This is a genomic window from Flavobacterium sp. (assembly GCF_027482425.1).
Lineage (GTDB): Bacteria > Bacteroidota > Bacteroidia > Flavobacteriales > Flavobacteriaceae > Flavobacterium.
Genome location: NZ_JAIXWA010000044.1, coordinates 1 through 15,701, shown reverse-complemented (window position 1 = coordinate 15,701; position 15,701 = coordinate 1). Strand labels below are relative to the sequence as shown.

Sequence of the window (15,701 nt, the reverse complement as noted above, 5' to 3'; positions counted from 1 at the left end):
TGTCATAAAAGTAAAAAAGCTGTTCTTCGGAGCAGCTTTTTATTTTTATTAAAAAAAGAAATATTGACTTTATGCCATAAAAGGAATTCAGTTAGGTAATTACAAACCGCCCTTTTTCAGCATCAAAGCGAATGTGTTCATCGGTAAATAGCGTATTAAATATTCCAGATTGAATATGATTACACGGTTGGTCTAACACCATTTGATTGGGGGTCATGATCAACATTTCGTCCGAAAGTTGTATGGCTAGGTCAATATCATGGGTGGAAAAGAGAATGCATTTTCCCGTTTGGTGCGCTACTCGTTGTAGCAATTGAAACACACCCACTTTGTGCACTAAATCCAAATGGGTCGTCGGTTCATCCAATACAATCCATGGGGTGTCTTGAGCCAAGGCTCGGGCAATCAAAACGCGTTGCAACTGCCCATCACTTAATTCATAATGTTTTCGATCGCGCCAAAGGGTCACTTCGGTTTGATGCATCGCTGTTTCGATGGCGACTATGTCTTCGGGGGCGAGTTGCCCAAGCCAATTGGTGTAGGGATGGCGACCGAGGGCAATCAATTCATAGACGGTTAGGTTACTTTTTGGAATTTTATCGGTCAATACCAAGGCCAATTTGCGGGCACGTTGTTCAGTAGTCCATTCCTCCAAGGGTTTGTCCTCCCAAAAAATCGATCCCGATAACGGGGATTGAATTCCGCACAGGGTTCGCAATAAGGTTGATTTTCCAACCCCATTTGGGCCAATAAGACTAATTAACTGTCCCGCTTTGAGCGCAAAGTGCAACTGCTCTGCCAAGAGAAGCGTATTGTTTCCTTTTTGATAACCAATAGCTAAATCGCGCACACGTAAAAGAGGGGACGTACTCATAGCAAGGCTTTTTTACGAATAATTAAACCAATGACAACTGGGGCACCGATTATAGAGGTTATAGCATTGATCGGCAAGGTAAAATCGAATCCGGGCATTTGTGCTACCGTATCACATCCGAGCATAATTATGGCCCCAATTAGTAAAGTAGCGGCCAATAAAATTCCGTGTTTACTGGTTTGAAATAAAAGTTTTGCCAAATGTGGAACCGCCAAACCAACAAAAGCGATGGGGCCCACAAATGCGGTGATGCTCCCGCAAAGTAAAGCAGTGGCCCAAATGATACGTAAACGTGATTTCCGTAACGATATGCCTAAGCTGGCTGCATAGTTTTCGCCCAACAACAAACCATCCAACGCTTTTAAACTCTGCAAGGTAAGTAGTAAGCCAATCCCTAAACAAAATGTAAGAATTCCTATTTGTGCATAGGTCATATTGCCTAAATTCCCCATACTCCAAAACGTAAACCGTTGTAATTGTTCGGCCGAACTGAAGTACGTAAGCACAGAAACCGCGGCTGCCGTAAAACTTCCAAACATGAGTCCCACGATCAATAAACCCGAACTATCCCGAAGTTTTCGAGCCAAAACCAATACCAATGCCATAACCCCTAAACTTCCCAAGCACGATGCGGTAACCAATCCGTAAGGCCCCGTAAGCACGGTGTAAAGTCCGGTGGGCAACAATCCCGCTCCCAAGAGTACCAAAGCTACGCCCAAACTCGATCCCGAGCTGAGTCCGAGCACATAAGGACCTGCCAAAGGGTTGCGGAAAAGCGTTTGCATCAATAACCCACAGGTCGATAAGCCCATACCCACCAAAATAGCCGTGAGCGCTTTTGGGATTCGAAATTCAAGGATGATATACGACCAGGTCGATTTGACAGAGGTTTGCCCCAAAATGGTGTGCAAAACATCACCCAAGGGAATAGCCACTTGCCCCCAAGCGATATTGCTTAGAAGGGCCAACAGTAGGAGTCCACTTAATAGGGCAAAAAGCCAGCGATGACGAGTTGTTAGGGTCACGGTTGTAAGGGCATAAAAAAATAGAGTTGGTACGAAGGTAACAATTCTGGATGGAGTATTTTCACCAAATCTTTCAGTACCAAATCAGGTCGGTTTGGGGCCAATTCATAGTATAGGCTTCCCTTATTTTTTGTTTTTTTTCGGTGAAAGGAATATACTTTTTGATTTTGAAACGCTTTGAATTGGCGGTAATGCGGATTCTGGGCCGCCATATCCGTTAGCGTTTGAAACTGACCTGAAGTAATCCAAAGATCGGCGTTGTGTGCTTTATCAAACACCGTTTCAAATGATAATGCAAGGCTTCCGGTGCCTTTTGTGGCGCTCCAAAGGTAATTGCCTTGTGCTTCTTTGAGGAGTAAACTGCCCCAGCTCTCCCCTCTAGGGAGGTACCATTGGCCTTCAAACAAATCGCCAGCCATGACCGTGGGTTTGCGACGAGCGTGTGTGGCAATGCGTTTGGTTTTGAGGTAATCTTTTTCAATTTTTGTAAACACGGTCTCTGCCATAGCTTGTTTGTCATATAACGCTCCAAAAAACTTAATCCATTCAGCACGTCCCAGCGGATTTTGTTCGTTCCAGTCGCCATTAAGTAGCACTTTTACGCCACTGCGTTGGAGGTTGTCGAGGGTGGGATTGTGATTGTCGATGCCATACCCTATAACCACATCGGGTTTAAGGGTAATCAGTCGCTCGATATTCAGGGATTGATTTTTCCCCAATTCGGTAATTTTTCCTTTCGCAATGCGCGCTCGAACGGTTTCGGAGGAAATGTAATCGAGTTGCGGAAAACCAATCAAGCTGGGCACTTTTCCCAACATTTCCAAGGAAGGTATATGGGTTGTGGAGGTAACCACAATGTGCTGTATCGGAATCGTGATTTGTGGGAGTTGTTGAAGTGAATCGGGTATAGACGCTCCTTTTTTGTGCAATACATACCGGTAGGTTTTTTGGGCTTCGGGCCAAGGGTTTTTGACGGTTATCACGGTTACGTCCTTGTAATTTTGAAGGGTAAACCCTGTAGCATACCGTACCGTATTTTGCCCTTGCGGGCGATCAGAGCGGGAGCGGTCGGATTGGCAGCCAAATCCAACAATCAATACAAGGAGGCCCAGCAGCCTGACGCAGATTTTCATAACCGAAACTTTGTGTAAAAGTAATGTTTTTTACGGATGATTTTGTGCTAAACGAAGGGGAGAAAATGTACAGCTTTTATGCATACGTTTTTTTTAGGGATAGATTACCAATACTGTTTTTATGCTACTGGCCCGTAAACCAGAAAGGCATACTTTACAAACGCGGCATGGCTCGGTCATCTTTGTACTGCCCCAGGAAAAAGTCGTCAATTTTATAACGTTGTTTGCTCCAAGAAGCGGTGACTTTTTTCCCTTCTTGATTGATGGTATAGGTGAGTGTTTTGGTTTTGGGTTCAAAAAAGAGGAGGGGGCGAAATTCGTAGCTGTTGATGAGGTTTTCATTTCCAGCGATATAAAGGTATTGGCGTTGGGATTGAAATACCATGGGTGTAGATTTGGTGATGGGTGTAGTAGGATTTGCCCAGGTTTTTCCTTCAAAGGCGCGAATGGGTTGGAAGTTCGTTTTCCCTTTTTTTATCACATAGGCGCGATGTCCTTGACGGTGCATGCTTTCGATGAAGAGAAGGTGTTGGGCATCCAAGGCATGTAGGGCGAGTATCGGGCGCTCGGGAGTAAAAGCATCACTAGTAAAGCAAATCGTATTCGAATTAATGTCTTTTACATAGTACGTTCCCTTACCGTTTAGTTTACGGTAATAAATGGCATAGGTTTCCTTTTCGAGGGTAAAAATTTGAATATATACCGACACGAAATCAGGAAGTTTGTAGTCGTACACCCCATAAAACATCAAGTGGATGTCTCTTTGTTGCCGTTCCAAAGGGTCGTCGTAAAAATAGCGCCCTAGATCGCTGTAGGTAATTCCCCGGTTTTGTAGGGCTAAATTTCCCTTCAGTTTGGCCTTTTGATGACTGTCTTTGTGGCGTACAAAGGATTGAAAGGACTGTTCCATTTGTTGGAATAAGGAGTCTTTCTGCTTTTTTTGGGCGGCATTCGGCGTGGGATATTTTTGGTCAAACGCCATATAGGCAATCATTTCACTTTTGTATTGGATCAGTGCTGCTTCTTGCGCAAAAAGGGAGCTGCTAAAGAACAAGACGATGGTAAGTAATTTAAAGAAGGGGTCCATGTGTTTTATTTTTTAGGGAATGGGTTCTGTTTACCACAAGGGCGAAGCTACGAACTTTAGGGTACAAATTAGGGAGATATTGGTTTTTTGTGTGTATAGAGGTTGCAGTATTGTTGTGGGCGCAAAGTTGGGAACGGTTTGGGAAGGGTGCTTTTGGGAAAAACAATAAGGGGTGCGATTTTTTCTTTACTAGACCACGCGAAGGGGCTGAAGTTTAGGGAGCGGGCGCTTACTTTTCAGTAGATAAGCGTCTCAGTAGGTTTACAACACCCTGTTGTCCTTTCGACGATAGGAGAAATCCCATCCCATTTTTCACGCAACATTTGCTAAGTAGCTTAGCGTCTCGTGTCTCAGCAGCTTTATACATAAAGTTGTCCTTTCGACGATAGGAGAAATCCCAACCCATTTTTCACGCAACGTTTGCTCAGTAGCTTAACGTCTCAGTGTCTCAGCAGCTTTATACACAAAGTTGTCCTTTCGACGAGAGGAGAAGTGAAGCATAAATTGGTTTGTTTTTACCCCAAAAGAGTTCCTTGAAGTTTTAGTAACGTTGGTAAAAATGGGGCAATTAAAAAGCCCATCAGGATTTTTACTTTTCAAATATTCGTGTACCTTTGCGCTTGTATTTCGGTTGTTTGTGCACGGTTGTGTACATACATTAAAAGGGAATCAGGTACGAATGAGTATTTTAAATTTTGAATTATTCTTTCAAATCCTGAGCTGTACCCGCAACTGTATGCTAATAAGCTTGTTTTTACTTCAAAGCCATTGCTCTCTTGGGAGTGAGAAGGTAAAAAAACAAGACGCAAGCCAGGAGACCTGCCATAATACGTGGAGTATCAAACTTTCGGGAATAAAAGTTTGGGTATGGGTAATTCTATACTTTTTTCCCCAGTAATTATTCATTAAGGGAATTAAAAAAATGAAAAAAAACCTTTGGGGTATCTGTGCTTTGTCGGCATGGGTATCGGCTGTGTCGTATGCACAGCAATCCGATTCAACCCGCGTGAACCAATTGGATGAAGTGGTGATTTCTGACACCAAGTTTGCGCAACGCAAAGAAAAATCAGGAAAAGTCATTGTCAAAATTTCACGGGAATCCTTAGAGCAGCGCAAGGGACAAACCTTGGCGCAAGTGCTTTCTACCGTGGCGGGTGTTGAAATCAATGGCAATCAGAGTGCCAACGGTAAAAACTTAGGCTACTATGTTCGCGGCGGACGCAATCAGCAAGTTTTAATTGTTATAGATGGCGTTCCTGTTACCGATCCTTCGGGCATCAGTTTTGAGTTTGATTTACGCTTGTTGGCCGTCGATCAAATCGAAAGTATCGAAATCATGAAAGGAGCCGCCAGTACACTCTATGGCACGGGAGCGGCAACGGCTGTCATCAACATTACCACCAAAGGGGCGGGTAAAAAAGCACTGCAAGGACAGGCGTATTTGAATATCGGTTCCAATAATTCAGCGGCTCAAAGTACGATCAATGGGCAGGAGTTCAACCAAGGATTTTCGGTCAATGGTACCTCGGGTGGTTTTACGTATCAAGCAGGGCTGAATAGTACAGCGTCGGGCAACCTATCGCAGTTGGCGCCACCTGCGGGACAAACGTATGAGGAGGACCGTTTTTCACGATTGAACTACCACGGAAAATTCGGGTATAAAGTTTCTTCGCGTTTCCGTTGGGAGGCTTTTGCCCAAGTCGATCGCATTGCCAATGATTACGACCAAGCGTTTGACAACACAGGTACCGGTGACACGCCTATCAATACAACGACATCAGAGCAAACGCGTTGGGGATTTACGCCCACACTTTCGTTCCGCAAGGGGGAGTTAAAATTGATCGCGGCTTACTCCAAAATCGTACGTCGTTACGATGAATTCAACACGTGGTCGGGAACAACCGATGCCTCAGAGTACGCTGGACGTTCGGTGAATGTCGATTTGTTTTCCAAATACAATCTTACCGATAAACTGTATCTCGTTGCGGGAACACAATACCAATTTCATGACATGCAAACCCAGACGCCTTTTGGTGCCCAACGAAGAGAAGCTACAAAGTTTGCCATTATTGATCCGTATATGACTTTAGTTTGGACTACAACATGGGGTGGAAATGTAAACGCGGGTGCCCGTTGGAATCACCACAGTGCATACGGGAACAATTGGGTATACAATGTGAACCCATCGTTCCAATTGAAGTCGCTGCCCATAAAACTACTTTCTTCTTGGAGTACCGCTTTTGTAACGCCTAGTTTGTTTCAATTGTATTCGCCTTTTGGCAATACGCAATTAAAACCCGAAACGAATCGTACGGCGGAGTTGGGGGCTGAAGCCCAATTTTTACAGAAAAAAATACGGGTAAGTGCTGTAGGTTTTTACCGGGAGCAAGTCGATAGTTTTGGCTTTTTTACCGACCCAGTAACGTTTGCTTCCAATTACATCAACATATCGGGATTGAACAAGGCGCGTGGGGTTGAAGCGGATTTGGCTTGGCAAGTACATAAAAAAGTTCACGTAACCGCTAACTATACTTTTACCCAAGTCGATGAAGCGTTGAATCGTTTGATTCCGAAGCATAAAGCCAATATCGGGCTGGATATTACCCCTTCCTCGCGTTGGTTTATCAATGTTAATTATCAATATGTCGATACCCGTCGGGATTTGTTTTTTGATGGGGCAACCTTTACGACCACAGGCGTTGATTTGAGTGCCTACCGCTTGTTCAATGGTTTGGTGAAATTTGAAGTATTTAAAAACCAACTCACCCTTTTTGCCGCTGTGACCAATATGCAGAATGCCAATTTTACGGAAACCATTGGGTATACCACTCGAGGGCGTAATTTTAGTATCGGATTGAATTTGAATCTGTAATTTTTTTTACCAAAACCTACTGCTCCTCCTTGATTTTCAGGGGGGAGCTTTTTTTTTTGAATAAAATGTGACGTTTCTTTGTAACAACAAGGAAGGTGGTTCGTCTTCCTTTTATAACCCTCTATTCCGATGCAACAGCACGAATTTGTAGCCTTAATTACGCCGTTTAAAGACAAAGTATTTCGTCTGGCCAAACGGTTGTTGGTGAGTACTGAGGAGGCCGAAGATGCTACGCAGGAAGTGATGGTAAAGTTATGGACCAAGCAAAATACTCTTGAGGAATTGAAGAGTGTCGAGGCGATGGCGATGACGATGACCAAAAACTATTGTTTGGATCAGTTGAAATCAAAGCGTGCTGGGAATTTGCAGTTGGTGCATTCTAATTACCAAGATCGGCAAGCGGGATTACAGCAGCAAGTAGAGGATAGCGATAGCTTGCAGTGGGTTGAAAAAGTCATGCAAGAATTGCCTGAACAACAACGAATGATTCTTCAAATGCGTGAAGTAGAGGATTATGATTTTGCAGAAATCGCCACTATTTTGGAGATGAATGAAACCGCCGTGCGGGTGGCGTTATCCCGCGCAAGAAAAACATTACGTGAACGAATGACACAATTACATCATTATGGAATGGAATAAGATAGAAATGCTTTTGGAGCGTTATTTTGAAGGGGTGACCACTTTGGAGGAGGAGCAAACATTGAAAACATTCTTTCAAGGAATTAACGTGCCCCCCCATTTGGAGTCCTATCGATCCCTGTTTGGGTATTTTGCCAAAGCCAAACAAGAACAAATGACACCACCCATTCAACTCAAGTCGGGACGTAATGTCTTCATCGGATGGTTGGTTGCGGCGAGTGTAGTGGTCATGCTTGGAATTGGTTTTATGACGTGGTATTCTCCATCGGATGCCCCTCAAGCCCTTGCGCAAACCGAGTTGGGAACCTATGACACTCCCGAAGAAGCCTATGCTGCCACCCAAGAGGCCTTGGCGATGGTGTCGGGTCATTTGAATACCGGCATAGAAAGCATGGGGTATTTGAAAGAATACGAAAATTCAAAGAATCAAATTTTTAAACAATAATCATCATCAAAAAACGAATCGTATGAAAACAAGTGTAGTTAATTCAGTACAACGTATGAAGCAATTCGTAATGCTCCTTTTGGTTGTATTTGCAGTTCAATCAGGAACCGCGCAGTCGGCTTTTGAAAAGTTTGACAATCAAGAGGACATTCGTGCCGTCATTGTCAACAAAAAAATGTTTGCCTTGATGGCCAAAATGGAAGTCAAGGACAAAGAAGGACAGCAGTTTTTAGCCTTAATCAAAAAATTGGACAACCTAAAAGTCTTTATGACAACCAATACCAAACGCGCTACTGAGATGAAAGTGGAAGCCCTAAAACACATCAAAAGTGCGGGCTTGGAAGAACTCATGCGGGTTACCGAAAAAGGAAAATCAGTGCGTATTTATGTACGCTCAGGGGCAAATGAATCGCAAGTTAAAGAACTCTTGATGTTCATTGAAGGGTCGGGTAAAGAAGAAACAGTATTAATGTCGTTAACCGGTACTTTTGATTTGGATGAACTGTCTACGTTGACCGAAAAAATGAATTTGCCCGGAGGGGAAGCCTTAGAAAAAGCAGGAAAAAAGTAATCGTAGAAGTTTGAAGCGTATGAAAACTGTAATCACTGTCGCTTTTTTATTGAGTGTGACTCTTTTTGGTTGTCAATCAGAACCCACAATGCAAAAATATTTTGTAGGCAAACAACAACAACCGGGTTTTAGTGTTTTTGATGTGCCTTCAAGTATTATCAATACCGATAAAGCCTCTTTGACTCCCGAACAAAAACGGGTGTTGAAGACCTTCAAAAAGTTGAATGTCATGTTTTACAAAGCCGATCCGAAGCAACCAAAGCAGTTGGAACGTGAATTTCAAACCGTGCGTACAATACTTAAAGATACCACACAATATGCCGAATTAATGCATTTCGGGTCTGGTAAAGAGGGAGGTTCCATTAGTATTGTTGGGGAAGAGGATAAGGTCGATGAAATTGTACTTTTTGGGAGTAAATCAGGAGGTGGATTGACTGTTATTCGAATTTTAGGTGAAGATATGAATCCCGCCGATGCGATGACCTTTTTGTCGGTAATGCAAAATACAGAGTTAAATATGCAGCAGTTGCAACCGTTGCAGCAAATATTTAAACCGTAAGGGTTTGGAGTTAGTGAAAAAAAATCCCGATTCGTAATGAACCGGGATTTTTTTATTTTTTGAAATATTTAAGGGGAACAATGAGCATTCCAAAACATTCGCCATCTTCTTTTCCGATGTGTTTGTGGTGCATTTTGTGTGCCCGACGTACCGCTTTTGCATAGCGATTGTTGGCATTTCGGAACATTTTAAAACGTTGGTGAATGAATATGTCGTGGACCAAAAAGTAGGCTAATCCGTAGGCAAAAATGCCCAATCCAATGGCTAATCCAATCGATAAGATGTTGTTTTGCCAAAGCAAGAAAAAGCCCATACTTACGACGGCATAAAAAATGAAGAAAGCATCGTTACGTTCAAACCATGAGTCATGGTCTTTTTTGTGGTGATCGGCATGTAAAGACCATAAAAAGCCATGCATAACGTATTTATGGGTAAACCATGCCATAAATTCCATCATGAAAAACGTTAAAAAGAAAACGAGAATATGCAATCCCATATTTACAAAATATTTAATCGATAATTGACATAACATTTGGCCAATAAGCCTATTTTTTGGTAATCGGGTACGCGAATACGGGTGGAACGAATTTCCATTGAGGGCGTTCGTTTTAGCTTAGTCAACAGTTTTTTATAATATATGTAGGCCGTATATACACCAAATTTCGCTTCCATAGGTAATTTGATAATGCCCGCGTAAGCGGCTTCAAAATCGGCTTCAATGTCTCGAATAATTTCGGCTTTTGAAGCTTCATCCAATTGGGTTAAATCGGTGTTTGGAAAATAGGTTCGACTTAAATCTTCAAAATCGGCTTTTAAGTCGCGCAAGAAATTTACCTTTTGAAACGCTGAGCCCAAACGCATCGCGGCATCTTTGAGTTCGTTGTATTTTTGTTCATCGCCATTTACAAAAACCATTAGGCACATCAACCCCACCACATCGGCAGACCCATAAATATATTCTTGGTATTCTGAAAAAGTGTGGTACTTGCTTTTGTGTAAATCCATTTTCATACTCTTCATAAAAGCAGCGATCAAATGTCGGGGTATGTTGTATTGATGCACCGTACGTTGAAATGAATTCAGTATGGGATTTAAACTGATACGGTCTTCGAGTGCATGTTCAAGGTCGGATTCAAAGCGGGTAAACAAGGTTGCCTTGTCGTAATCGTGAAAGGTGTCCACAATTTCATCCGCAAAACGGACGAAGCCATAAATGTTGTAGATATCTTGGCGGATGGTAGGAGCCAACATTTTTACAGCAGTCGAAAATGACGTACTATACGCTTTGGTCGTCGTACGACTGCACTCATGGGATACCTTATCAAACAGCGATTTCATAACTTGTTGGTCTATTTAGTTGTATTTTGCAATCAATTCTGCCACCAGTTTCCCTGAAATTAACGAGGGCGGTACTCCGGGGCCCGGTACGGTAAGCTGGCCAGTGAAATAGAGCTGTTTCACTTTGCGGCTGCGTAATTTGGGTCGTAAAAATGCCGTCTGCAAAAGCGTATTTGCCATGCCGTACGCATTGCCTTTGTATGAATTGTATTCTTTGATAAAGTCATTCACACAGAAGGATTCTTTAAACAGGATATGTTCTCTCACCGGTTGTTCAGTTAACTGTTCCAAACGAGTGATAATTTTTTCAAAATAGGTATTTCGCAATGCTTCTGTATCTTCCAATCCTGGGGCTAAAGGAATAAGGAAAATCGCAGCTTCATGTCCCTCTGGCGCCACATTAGAGTCTGTTTTAGAAGGGAAACTTGCATAAAACAGTGGTTCTTTTGGCCATTCAGGATGATCATAAATCGATGCTGCATGTGCATCAAAATCAACATCAAAAAACAAACTATGGTGTTCAACGTTGCATAATTTTTTATTCAACCCGACATAGAACAATAACGATGAAGGGGCAAAGGTTCGATTTTCCCAATACGATTCAGAATAGGCTCGGTATGCCGGCTCCAATAATTGTTCCGTATGGTGGTAATCTGCACCCGAAACGACAATATCGGCTTTGGTAAAGGTACCATTTATTCGGATACCTGTAGCTTTTTTTTCTAAAACATCAATCTTTTCAACAGGCGCATTGGTTATAATGGTAACCCCCAACTCTCGGGCTAGCTTTTCCATCCCTAGAATAACCGAATACATCCCGTTTTTCGGATGCCATGTCCCCAAACCGAAATCGGCAAAGTTCATGAAGCTATAAAAAGAGGGCGTATCGGAAGGTTTTGCACCTAAAAATAATACGGGAAACTCCAAAATTGAGATGAGTTTTGGATTTTTAAAGCGTTTCCGTATGTCGCGTGAAATGTTACTAAAAAACTGCCCCACACGGCTAGCGGTCTCCATGGTGACCAGTTCAAGTGGGGATTCACCGGGGCGGTACACTAAATCTTTGATCGCAATGTCGTAGTTACTTTGCGCTTCTTTCATGAACTTTTTCAACGTTTCGCCGCTCCCTTTTTCCTCCGCTTCAAATGTGGCTGCGATATCTTCTAAATTGTCGCTAATGGTAATGAAATCCCGAATGTCAAAATAGACTTGATACGCAGGATTTAATTTTATTAGAGTGTAGTAGTCGGAAGGTTTTTTTCCAAAATCGGCAAAGAATCGTTCAAAAACATCGGGCATCCAGTACCATGTGGGGCCAATGTCAAAAGTGAAACCATCGCGCTTGAGCTGTCGAGCCCGACCGCCAATGGTACTATTTTTTTCATAAATGGTAACAGCGTGCCCTTGCTGTGCTAAGTAGCACGCGGCAGCTAGGGATGAAAACCCGGATCCGAGGATAGCAATTTCTTTTTTCATATTGTTTAACAAATATATAAAAAAGTTAAACAACATTAACTTCTTAAGAAAATTTTACAATTCGCCGAGCAATTCGGTTATCGATTTGAAAATTTTGGTTTTGGGATTGACCACGCGAGGGCTAATATTTTCGGTCATTCGCCCGATAAGCCACACTTCGTTAGCGTCTTCCAAAACGGTATTTTGTAAGGTTTGAACGTAATCATTCACATTGTCTTTGTCGGGTTCCACAGTAATGTAGCCGATACAAACAATATTATTAAAATATTTTTTTAGATCGGCTAAATTTTCAACGGGAACACTTTCGCCCAAATACACGGTAGAATAGCCGCGGTAATTGAGTTCGTAGTTTAGGTACATAAGACCCAATTCGTGAATTTCGTTTAAAGGTAAGAATAATACAAAGGTTTTGTCATCAAAAAGTGCAGGTTTTTTTATGACCTCCTCTGTATTTATGAGTAATTTGAGTTTTATTAAGTAACTAATAAAGTGTTCATGGGCGGGTGTAATGGTGTCGGACTGCCATAATTCCCCCAATTCTTCCATGAGGGGAATGAAAACTTCGAAGAAAACCTCATTGAAGTTTTTTTCCGATAAAAGTTCGTCATAGGTTTCAAAAAAGAGCTTCTGGTCAAAATTCATCATGGCCATTTTAAACGAACTAATGGCGTGATGTTTGGCGCTTTTTTCAGAAACGATACCCCGCACTTTGGCTTTGATTTCTTCGTCACTCAGTTTGGATATTTTCGAAATTTTGTATCCGTAATCGTGAAGAAGTGTGATATTTAATAATTTTTGAAGGGCTTTAATATCGTAAAGACGAATATTAGTGTCGGTTCGCGTAGGCTCAAAAACATTGTATCGCTTTTCCCAAATGCGAATGGTATGGGCCTTGATCCCGGAAAGATTTTCCAAGTCTTTGATACTGAATGTATTTTTGACACTGTTCATAACTACTTTGTTTTGTTTAACAAAAGTACTAAAAATATTAAACAAAAAAGTATTTTAAGACAAATTTATTCGAAATAGCTATAAGAAGGTGTTATTTGTTCCTTTTTTTTAGAAATGGTTGTTGGGTTGTGAAGCAATTGCAAAAGATTCAAATTAGATGAAAGGATTGAAAATTTATGCATGTTTACAAATGGGAATCCGCAGTGCGGTTCCCACAAAGCTAGAATGGACTATTTCATTGGACTTCACGAATGGGATTCTGCTTTGCAGTTCCCACAAAGCTAGAATGGACTCTTTCATTGGACTTCACGAATGGGATTCTGCTTCGCAGTTCCCACAAAGCTAGAATAGACTATTTTATTGGACTTCACGAATGGGATTCTGCTTCGCAGTTCCCACAAAGCTCCGCTTTGAAAATAAAAATCCCGAAAACGAATTTGAAAATAAATTTTCATTCGTTTTTGGGATTTTTATTTATTCGTGACCACGATGGGATTCGAACCCATACGCCTTGCAGCACCACCCCCTCAAGATGGCGAGTCTACCAATTTCTCCACGTGGCCTAAAAAACAATAAAGACGTTGCACGCAACGTCTCTTTAGTGACCCGACTGGGGCTCGAACCCAGGACCCCAACATTAAAAGTGTTGTGCTCTACCAACTGAGCTATCGAGTCGATCACATTTCTTGAATGCGGGTGCAAATATAAGGGGATTAAATTAATTTTTCAAACCAAATTTATTATAAATTTACCTTTTTTTCAGTTCGTAACTTAAGACCTTAATTGCTAAGGATTTAGTCTATGTTTAAAGTCGTTTTAACAGGGTATATGGGGTCGGGTAAGTCCACCGTTGGCGCGTTGTTGGCCCAACAGATGGATTGTACTTTTGTAGAACTTGATTTCGAAATTGAAAAAGTGGCAGGAATTTCAATCCCAACATTGTTTGCCGAAAAGGGGGAATTGGCTTTTCGCAAGTTAGAGCATCAGTCTTTTGAGCAATGGATGCAGTCCCCTAATTCTTTTGTCATGAGTACAGGAGGAGGAACGCCTTGTTATTATAATCATCACGAGTGGTTGCAACGCGAGCATGTTTATTCGGTGTACCTAAAGGGAAGTGTGACCACTTTAGCCCAGCGCTTACAATCGCAAAAAGTACAACGACCTCTTATTCAAAACCTGCCTGAGGCTGAACTAGAAGAGTACATAGCCAAGCATTTGTTTGATCGCAGTTACTATTATTTACAGTCCCGTTTGACCGTTGCCATTGATGATAAAACGCCCGAGGAAATTGTATTGGAGATTCGCCGTTGGTTAACTCAAGAAGGCGTATGATTCCTCTTCCAAAACAACGGTTACATGTTCTTGAAGCGAAGTTGAAAGTGAAATGCCTTTAAAATCAACTTTAATAGGATAGTTTTTGTGATTACGGTCTACGAGTACAACGGTTTTACATTTTTTTATAGGCACATTTAAAAAGTGTTTTACGCCATACATCAACGTACTACCTGAATTTAAAACATCATCAACAACCACAATTCCTTTGTGCGCATACTGCTCTGGTGCCAAAGAAGTGGTAATCGGTTCTAAAGGCGCTTGTTTATTCATATGTACCGCACACAATTCAACTTTCAACGGTGATATCGACTCTAGTATGGCTCCCAATCGTTCGGCAAGAATATAACCGTTGGAGGCAATACCAGCAAGTACAATATGTTCTTCTGATACAAAGGTTTCATAAATTTGATAGGCAATACGCTTTAACGTGTGCTCAATTTGTTGGTGGTCCAAAATGCGATGCTCGTTCATGAGGCGGGTGTTATTTTTTGTTAAAGATAAAAAAGAGTTCGTTTCCTTGACGGGGTGGAATCGAATTGTAGCAGGTTTCTAGCGTTTGAATTGAAAACAAGGGTTCAAACCGTTTCCAATACTCCGATGCTGATCCCCCAAAAGGAGGGCCCGATTTGGTTAGCGGAAATTGAAAAAATAGTCCAACCAATTTGCCTCCCGGTTTCAATAATTCATGCATTTTCGATGCATAGTCATCTCTTAACGAAGGCGAAAGCGCACAAAAAAACGTTTGCTCTATAATCAAATCATAGGCGTCATAATGGTCAAAAAAATCGGATTGTACCAAGCGAAAGTGTTCATTTTCAGGAAGTCGATTTCGAATAGCTTGCAACGGTGCTTCCGCATAATCCAATAGGGTGATGTTGGTAAATCCAAGGGATAGCGCATACTCCAATTCATACCCATGACCGGCTCCGGGAATGAGTAGCGCTTTATTTTTGTCCTCCACTTGATCCAAATACGCTTTCAAGGGCGGAGAAGGTGCGCCCATATCCCAACCCGTATCGCCTTTTTCATAGCGTTCTTGCCAGTATTTATTCGTCAGTATCTTCATCCTCCCAAGAATCATTAGTAAGTTCATCCAAATCGCGTCGGTCTTTTTTGGTTGGGCGACCCACTCCTGTTTTTCGGTAGTGTTCTTTGGAGAGTTTGAGCATTTCTAAATGTGCAAAAGCTTCAGCCGGCGTATCGTCTTTACGGTAAATGTCGGTAAGTTTTGCACCTACGCGATTTGGGGGTAAATCCAAAACGCTAATTTGGTACATTATTTGGTCTTTGCGAAACTGAATACGGTCGCCGGGATAAACGTCACGAGAAGCTTTGGCGACTTGCCCATTGACCTGAACTTGATTTTTTTTGCAAGCTTCTGTGGCTAAGTTTCGGG

General features: G+C 42.0%; 17 protein-coding genes, 2 tRNA genes and 1 riboswitch. Of the genes, 6 read left to right on the top strand and 13 right to left on the bottom strand.

What is annotated here, in order from left to right; translation table 11 throughout:
- Positions 1-91: 91 nt before the first annotated feature.
- The 4 genes from Q0037_RS06235 to Q0037_RS06220 form a co-directional block, all read right to left on the bottom strand.
- Positions 92-874 carry an ABC transporter ATP-binding protein gene (locus tag Q0037_RS06235; RefSeq protein ID WP_297516748.1) on the bottom strand — a complete coding sequence of 261 codons (783 nt, stop codon included), beginning with the start codon at positions 872-874 and terminating at the stop codon, positions 92-94.
- Positions 871-1,899, bottom strand: a complete 1,029-nt coding sequence (locus tag Q0037_RS06230; protein WP_297516746.1) for an iron ABC transporter permease — start codon at positions 1,897-1,899, stop codon at positions 871-873. The genes Q0037_RS06235 and Q0037_RS06230 overlap by 4 nt, the downstream gene beginning before the upstream one ends.
- On the bottom strand, positions 1,896-3,032 hold the full coding sequence (locus Q0037_RS06225; protein ID WP_297516744.1) for an ABC transporter substrate-binding protein: 1,137 nt from the start codon (positions 3,030-3,032) through the stop codon (positions 1,896-1,898). The genes Q0037_RS06230 and Q0037_RS06225 overlap by 4 nt, the downstream gene beginning before the upstream one ends.
- A 154-nt stretch (positions 3,033-3,186) precedes the next feature.
- Positions 3,187-4,119, bottom strand: coding sequence for a hypothetical protein (locus Q0037_RS06220; protein ID WP_297516742.1), 933 nt, complete (start codon positions 4,117-4,119; stop codon positions 3,187-3,189).
- A 611-nt stretch (positions 4,120-4,730) separates the two neighbouring features.
- Positions 4,731-4,961, top strand: a riboswitch (cobalamin riboswitch).
- A gap of 80 nt (positions 4,962-5,041) precedes the next feature.
- Between Q0037_RS06220 and Q0037_RS06215 the strand changes: the two genes are divergently transcribed.
- The 5 genes from Q0037_RS06215 to Q0037_RS06195 all read left to right on the top strand — a co-directional run bounded on the left by Q0037_RS06215 (position 5,042) and on the right by Q0037_RS06195 (position 9,205).
- Positions 5,042-6,991, top strand: coding sequence for a TonB-dependent siderophore receptor (locus Q0037_RS06215; RefSeq protein WP_297516740.1), 1,950 nt, complete (start codon positions 5,042-5,044; stop codon positions 6,989-6,991).
- A gap of 129 nt (positions 6,992-7,120) precedes the next feature.
- Positions 7,121-7,630 carry a sigma-70 family RNA polymerase sigma factor gene (locus Q0037_RS06210; protein ID WP_297516739.1) on the top strand — a complete coding sequence of 170 codons (510 nt, stop codon included), beginning with the start codon at positions 7,121-7,123 and terminating at the stop codon, positions 7,628-7,630.
- Positions 7,617-8,075, top strand: a complete 459-nt coding sequence (locus tag Q0037_RS06205; RefSeq protein ID WP_297516737.1) for a hypothetical protein — start codon at positions 7,617-7,619, stop codon at positions 8,073-8,075. The genes Q0037_RS06210 and Q0037_RS06205 overlap by 14 nt, the downstream gene beginning before the upstream one ends.
- Before the next feature lie 22 nt (positions 8,076-8,097).
- Positions 8,098-8,646 carry a DUF4252 domain-containing protein gene (locus Q0037_RS06200; RefSeq protein WP_367274082.1) on the top strand — a complete coding sequence of 183 codons (549 nt, stop codon included), beginning with the start codon at positions 8,098-8,100 and terminating at the stop codon, positions 8,644-8,646.
- Between the two features lie 19 nt (positions 8,647-8,665).
- Positions 8,666-9,205: a DUF4252 domain-containing protein gene (locus Q0037_RS06195; RefSeq protein ID WP_297516735.1), complete on the top strand. Its 540-nt coding sequence runs from the start codon at positions 8,666-8,668 to the stop codon at positions 9,203-9,205.
- Positions 9,206-9,257: 52 nt separating this feature from the next.
- On the opposite strand, the gene Q0037_RS06190 is transcribed toward Q0037_RS06195, so the two are convergent.
- The 6 genes from Q0037_RS06190 to Q0037_RS06165 all read right to left on the bottom strand — a co-directional run bounded on the left by Q0037_RS06190 (position 9,258) and on the right by Q0037_RS06165 (position 13,645).
- Positions 9,258-9,701: a sterol desaturase family protein gene (locus Q0037_RS06190; protein ID WP_287785750.1), complete on the bottom strand. Its 444-nt coding sequence runs from the start codon at positions 9,699-9,701 to the stop codon at positions 9,258-9,260.
- Between the two features lie 2 nt (positions 9,702-9,703).
- Positions 9,704-10,543 (bottom strand): phytoene/squalene synthase family protein, encoded by an 840-nt coding sequence (locus Q0037_RS06185; RefSeq protein WP_297516732.1) that lies wholly within the window; start codon positions 10,541-10,543, stop codon positions 9,704-9,706.
- Between the two features lie 15 nt (positions 10,544-10,558).
- Complete coding sequence (locus Q0037_RS06180) at positions 10,559-12,019, bottom strand: NAD(P)/FAD-dependent oxidoreductase (RefSeq protein ID WP_297516730.1); 1,461 nt, start codon at positions 12,017-12,019, stop codon at positions 10,559-10,561.
- A gap of 54 nt (positions 12,020-12,073) precedes the next feature.
- Entirely contained in the window at positions 12,074-12,970 is an 897-nt protein-coding gene (locus Q0037_RS06175) for a MerR family transcriptional regulator (protein ID WP_297516728.1), read from the bottom strand.
- 481 nt (positions 12,971-13,451) lie between these two features.
- Positions 13,452-13,533, bottom strand: a tRNA-Leu gene (locus Q0037_RS06170).
- A gap of 39 nt (positions 13,534-13,572) precedes the next feature.
- Positions 13,573-13,645 (bottom strand) — tRNA-Lys (locus tag Q0037_RS06165).
- 126 nt (positions 13,646-13,771) lie between these two features.
- On the opposite strand from Q0037_RS06165, the gene Q0037_RS06160 reads away from it, so the two are divergent.
- Positions 13,772-14,302, top strand: a complete 531-nt coding sequence (locus Q0037_RS06160) for a shikimate kinase (RefSeq protein WP_297516726.1) — start codon at positions 13,772-13,774, stop codon at positions 14,300-14,302.
- Here Q0037_RS06160 and Q0037_RS06155 read toward each other — a convergent pair.
- The 3 genes from Q0037_RS06155 to Q0037_RS06145 form a co-directional block, all read right to left on the bottom strand.
- On the bottom strand, positions 14,282-14,776 hold the full coding sequence (locus Q0037_RS06155; RefSeq protein WP_297516724.1) for a phosphoribosyltransferase family protein: 495 nt from the start codon (positions 14,774-14,776) through the stop codon (positions 14,282-14,284). The two genes, Q0037_RS06160 and Q0037_RS06155, sit on opposite strands and share 21 nt — an antisense overlap.
- Positions 14,777-14,786: 10 nt before the next feature.
- Positions 14,787-15,371 (bottom strand): methyltransferase, encoded by a 585-nt coding sequence (locus tag Q0037_RS06150; RefSeq protein ID WP_297516722.1) that lies wholly within the window; start codon positions 15,369-15,371, stop codon positions 14,787-14,789.
- Positions 15,352-15,701, bottom strand: a 350-nt coding sequence (locus tag Q0037_RS06145; RefSeq protein WP_297516720.1) for an RNA-binding S4 domain-containing protein, incomplete at its 5' end; no start/stop codon positions are given. The genes Q0037_RS06150 and Q0037_RS06145, both read right to left, overlap by 20 nt.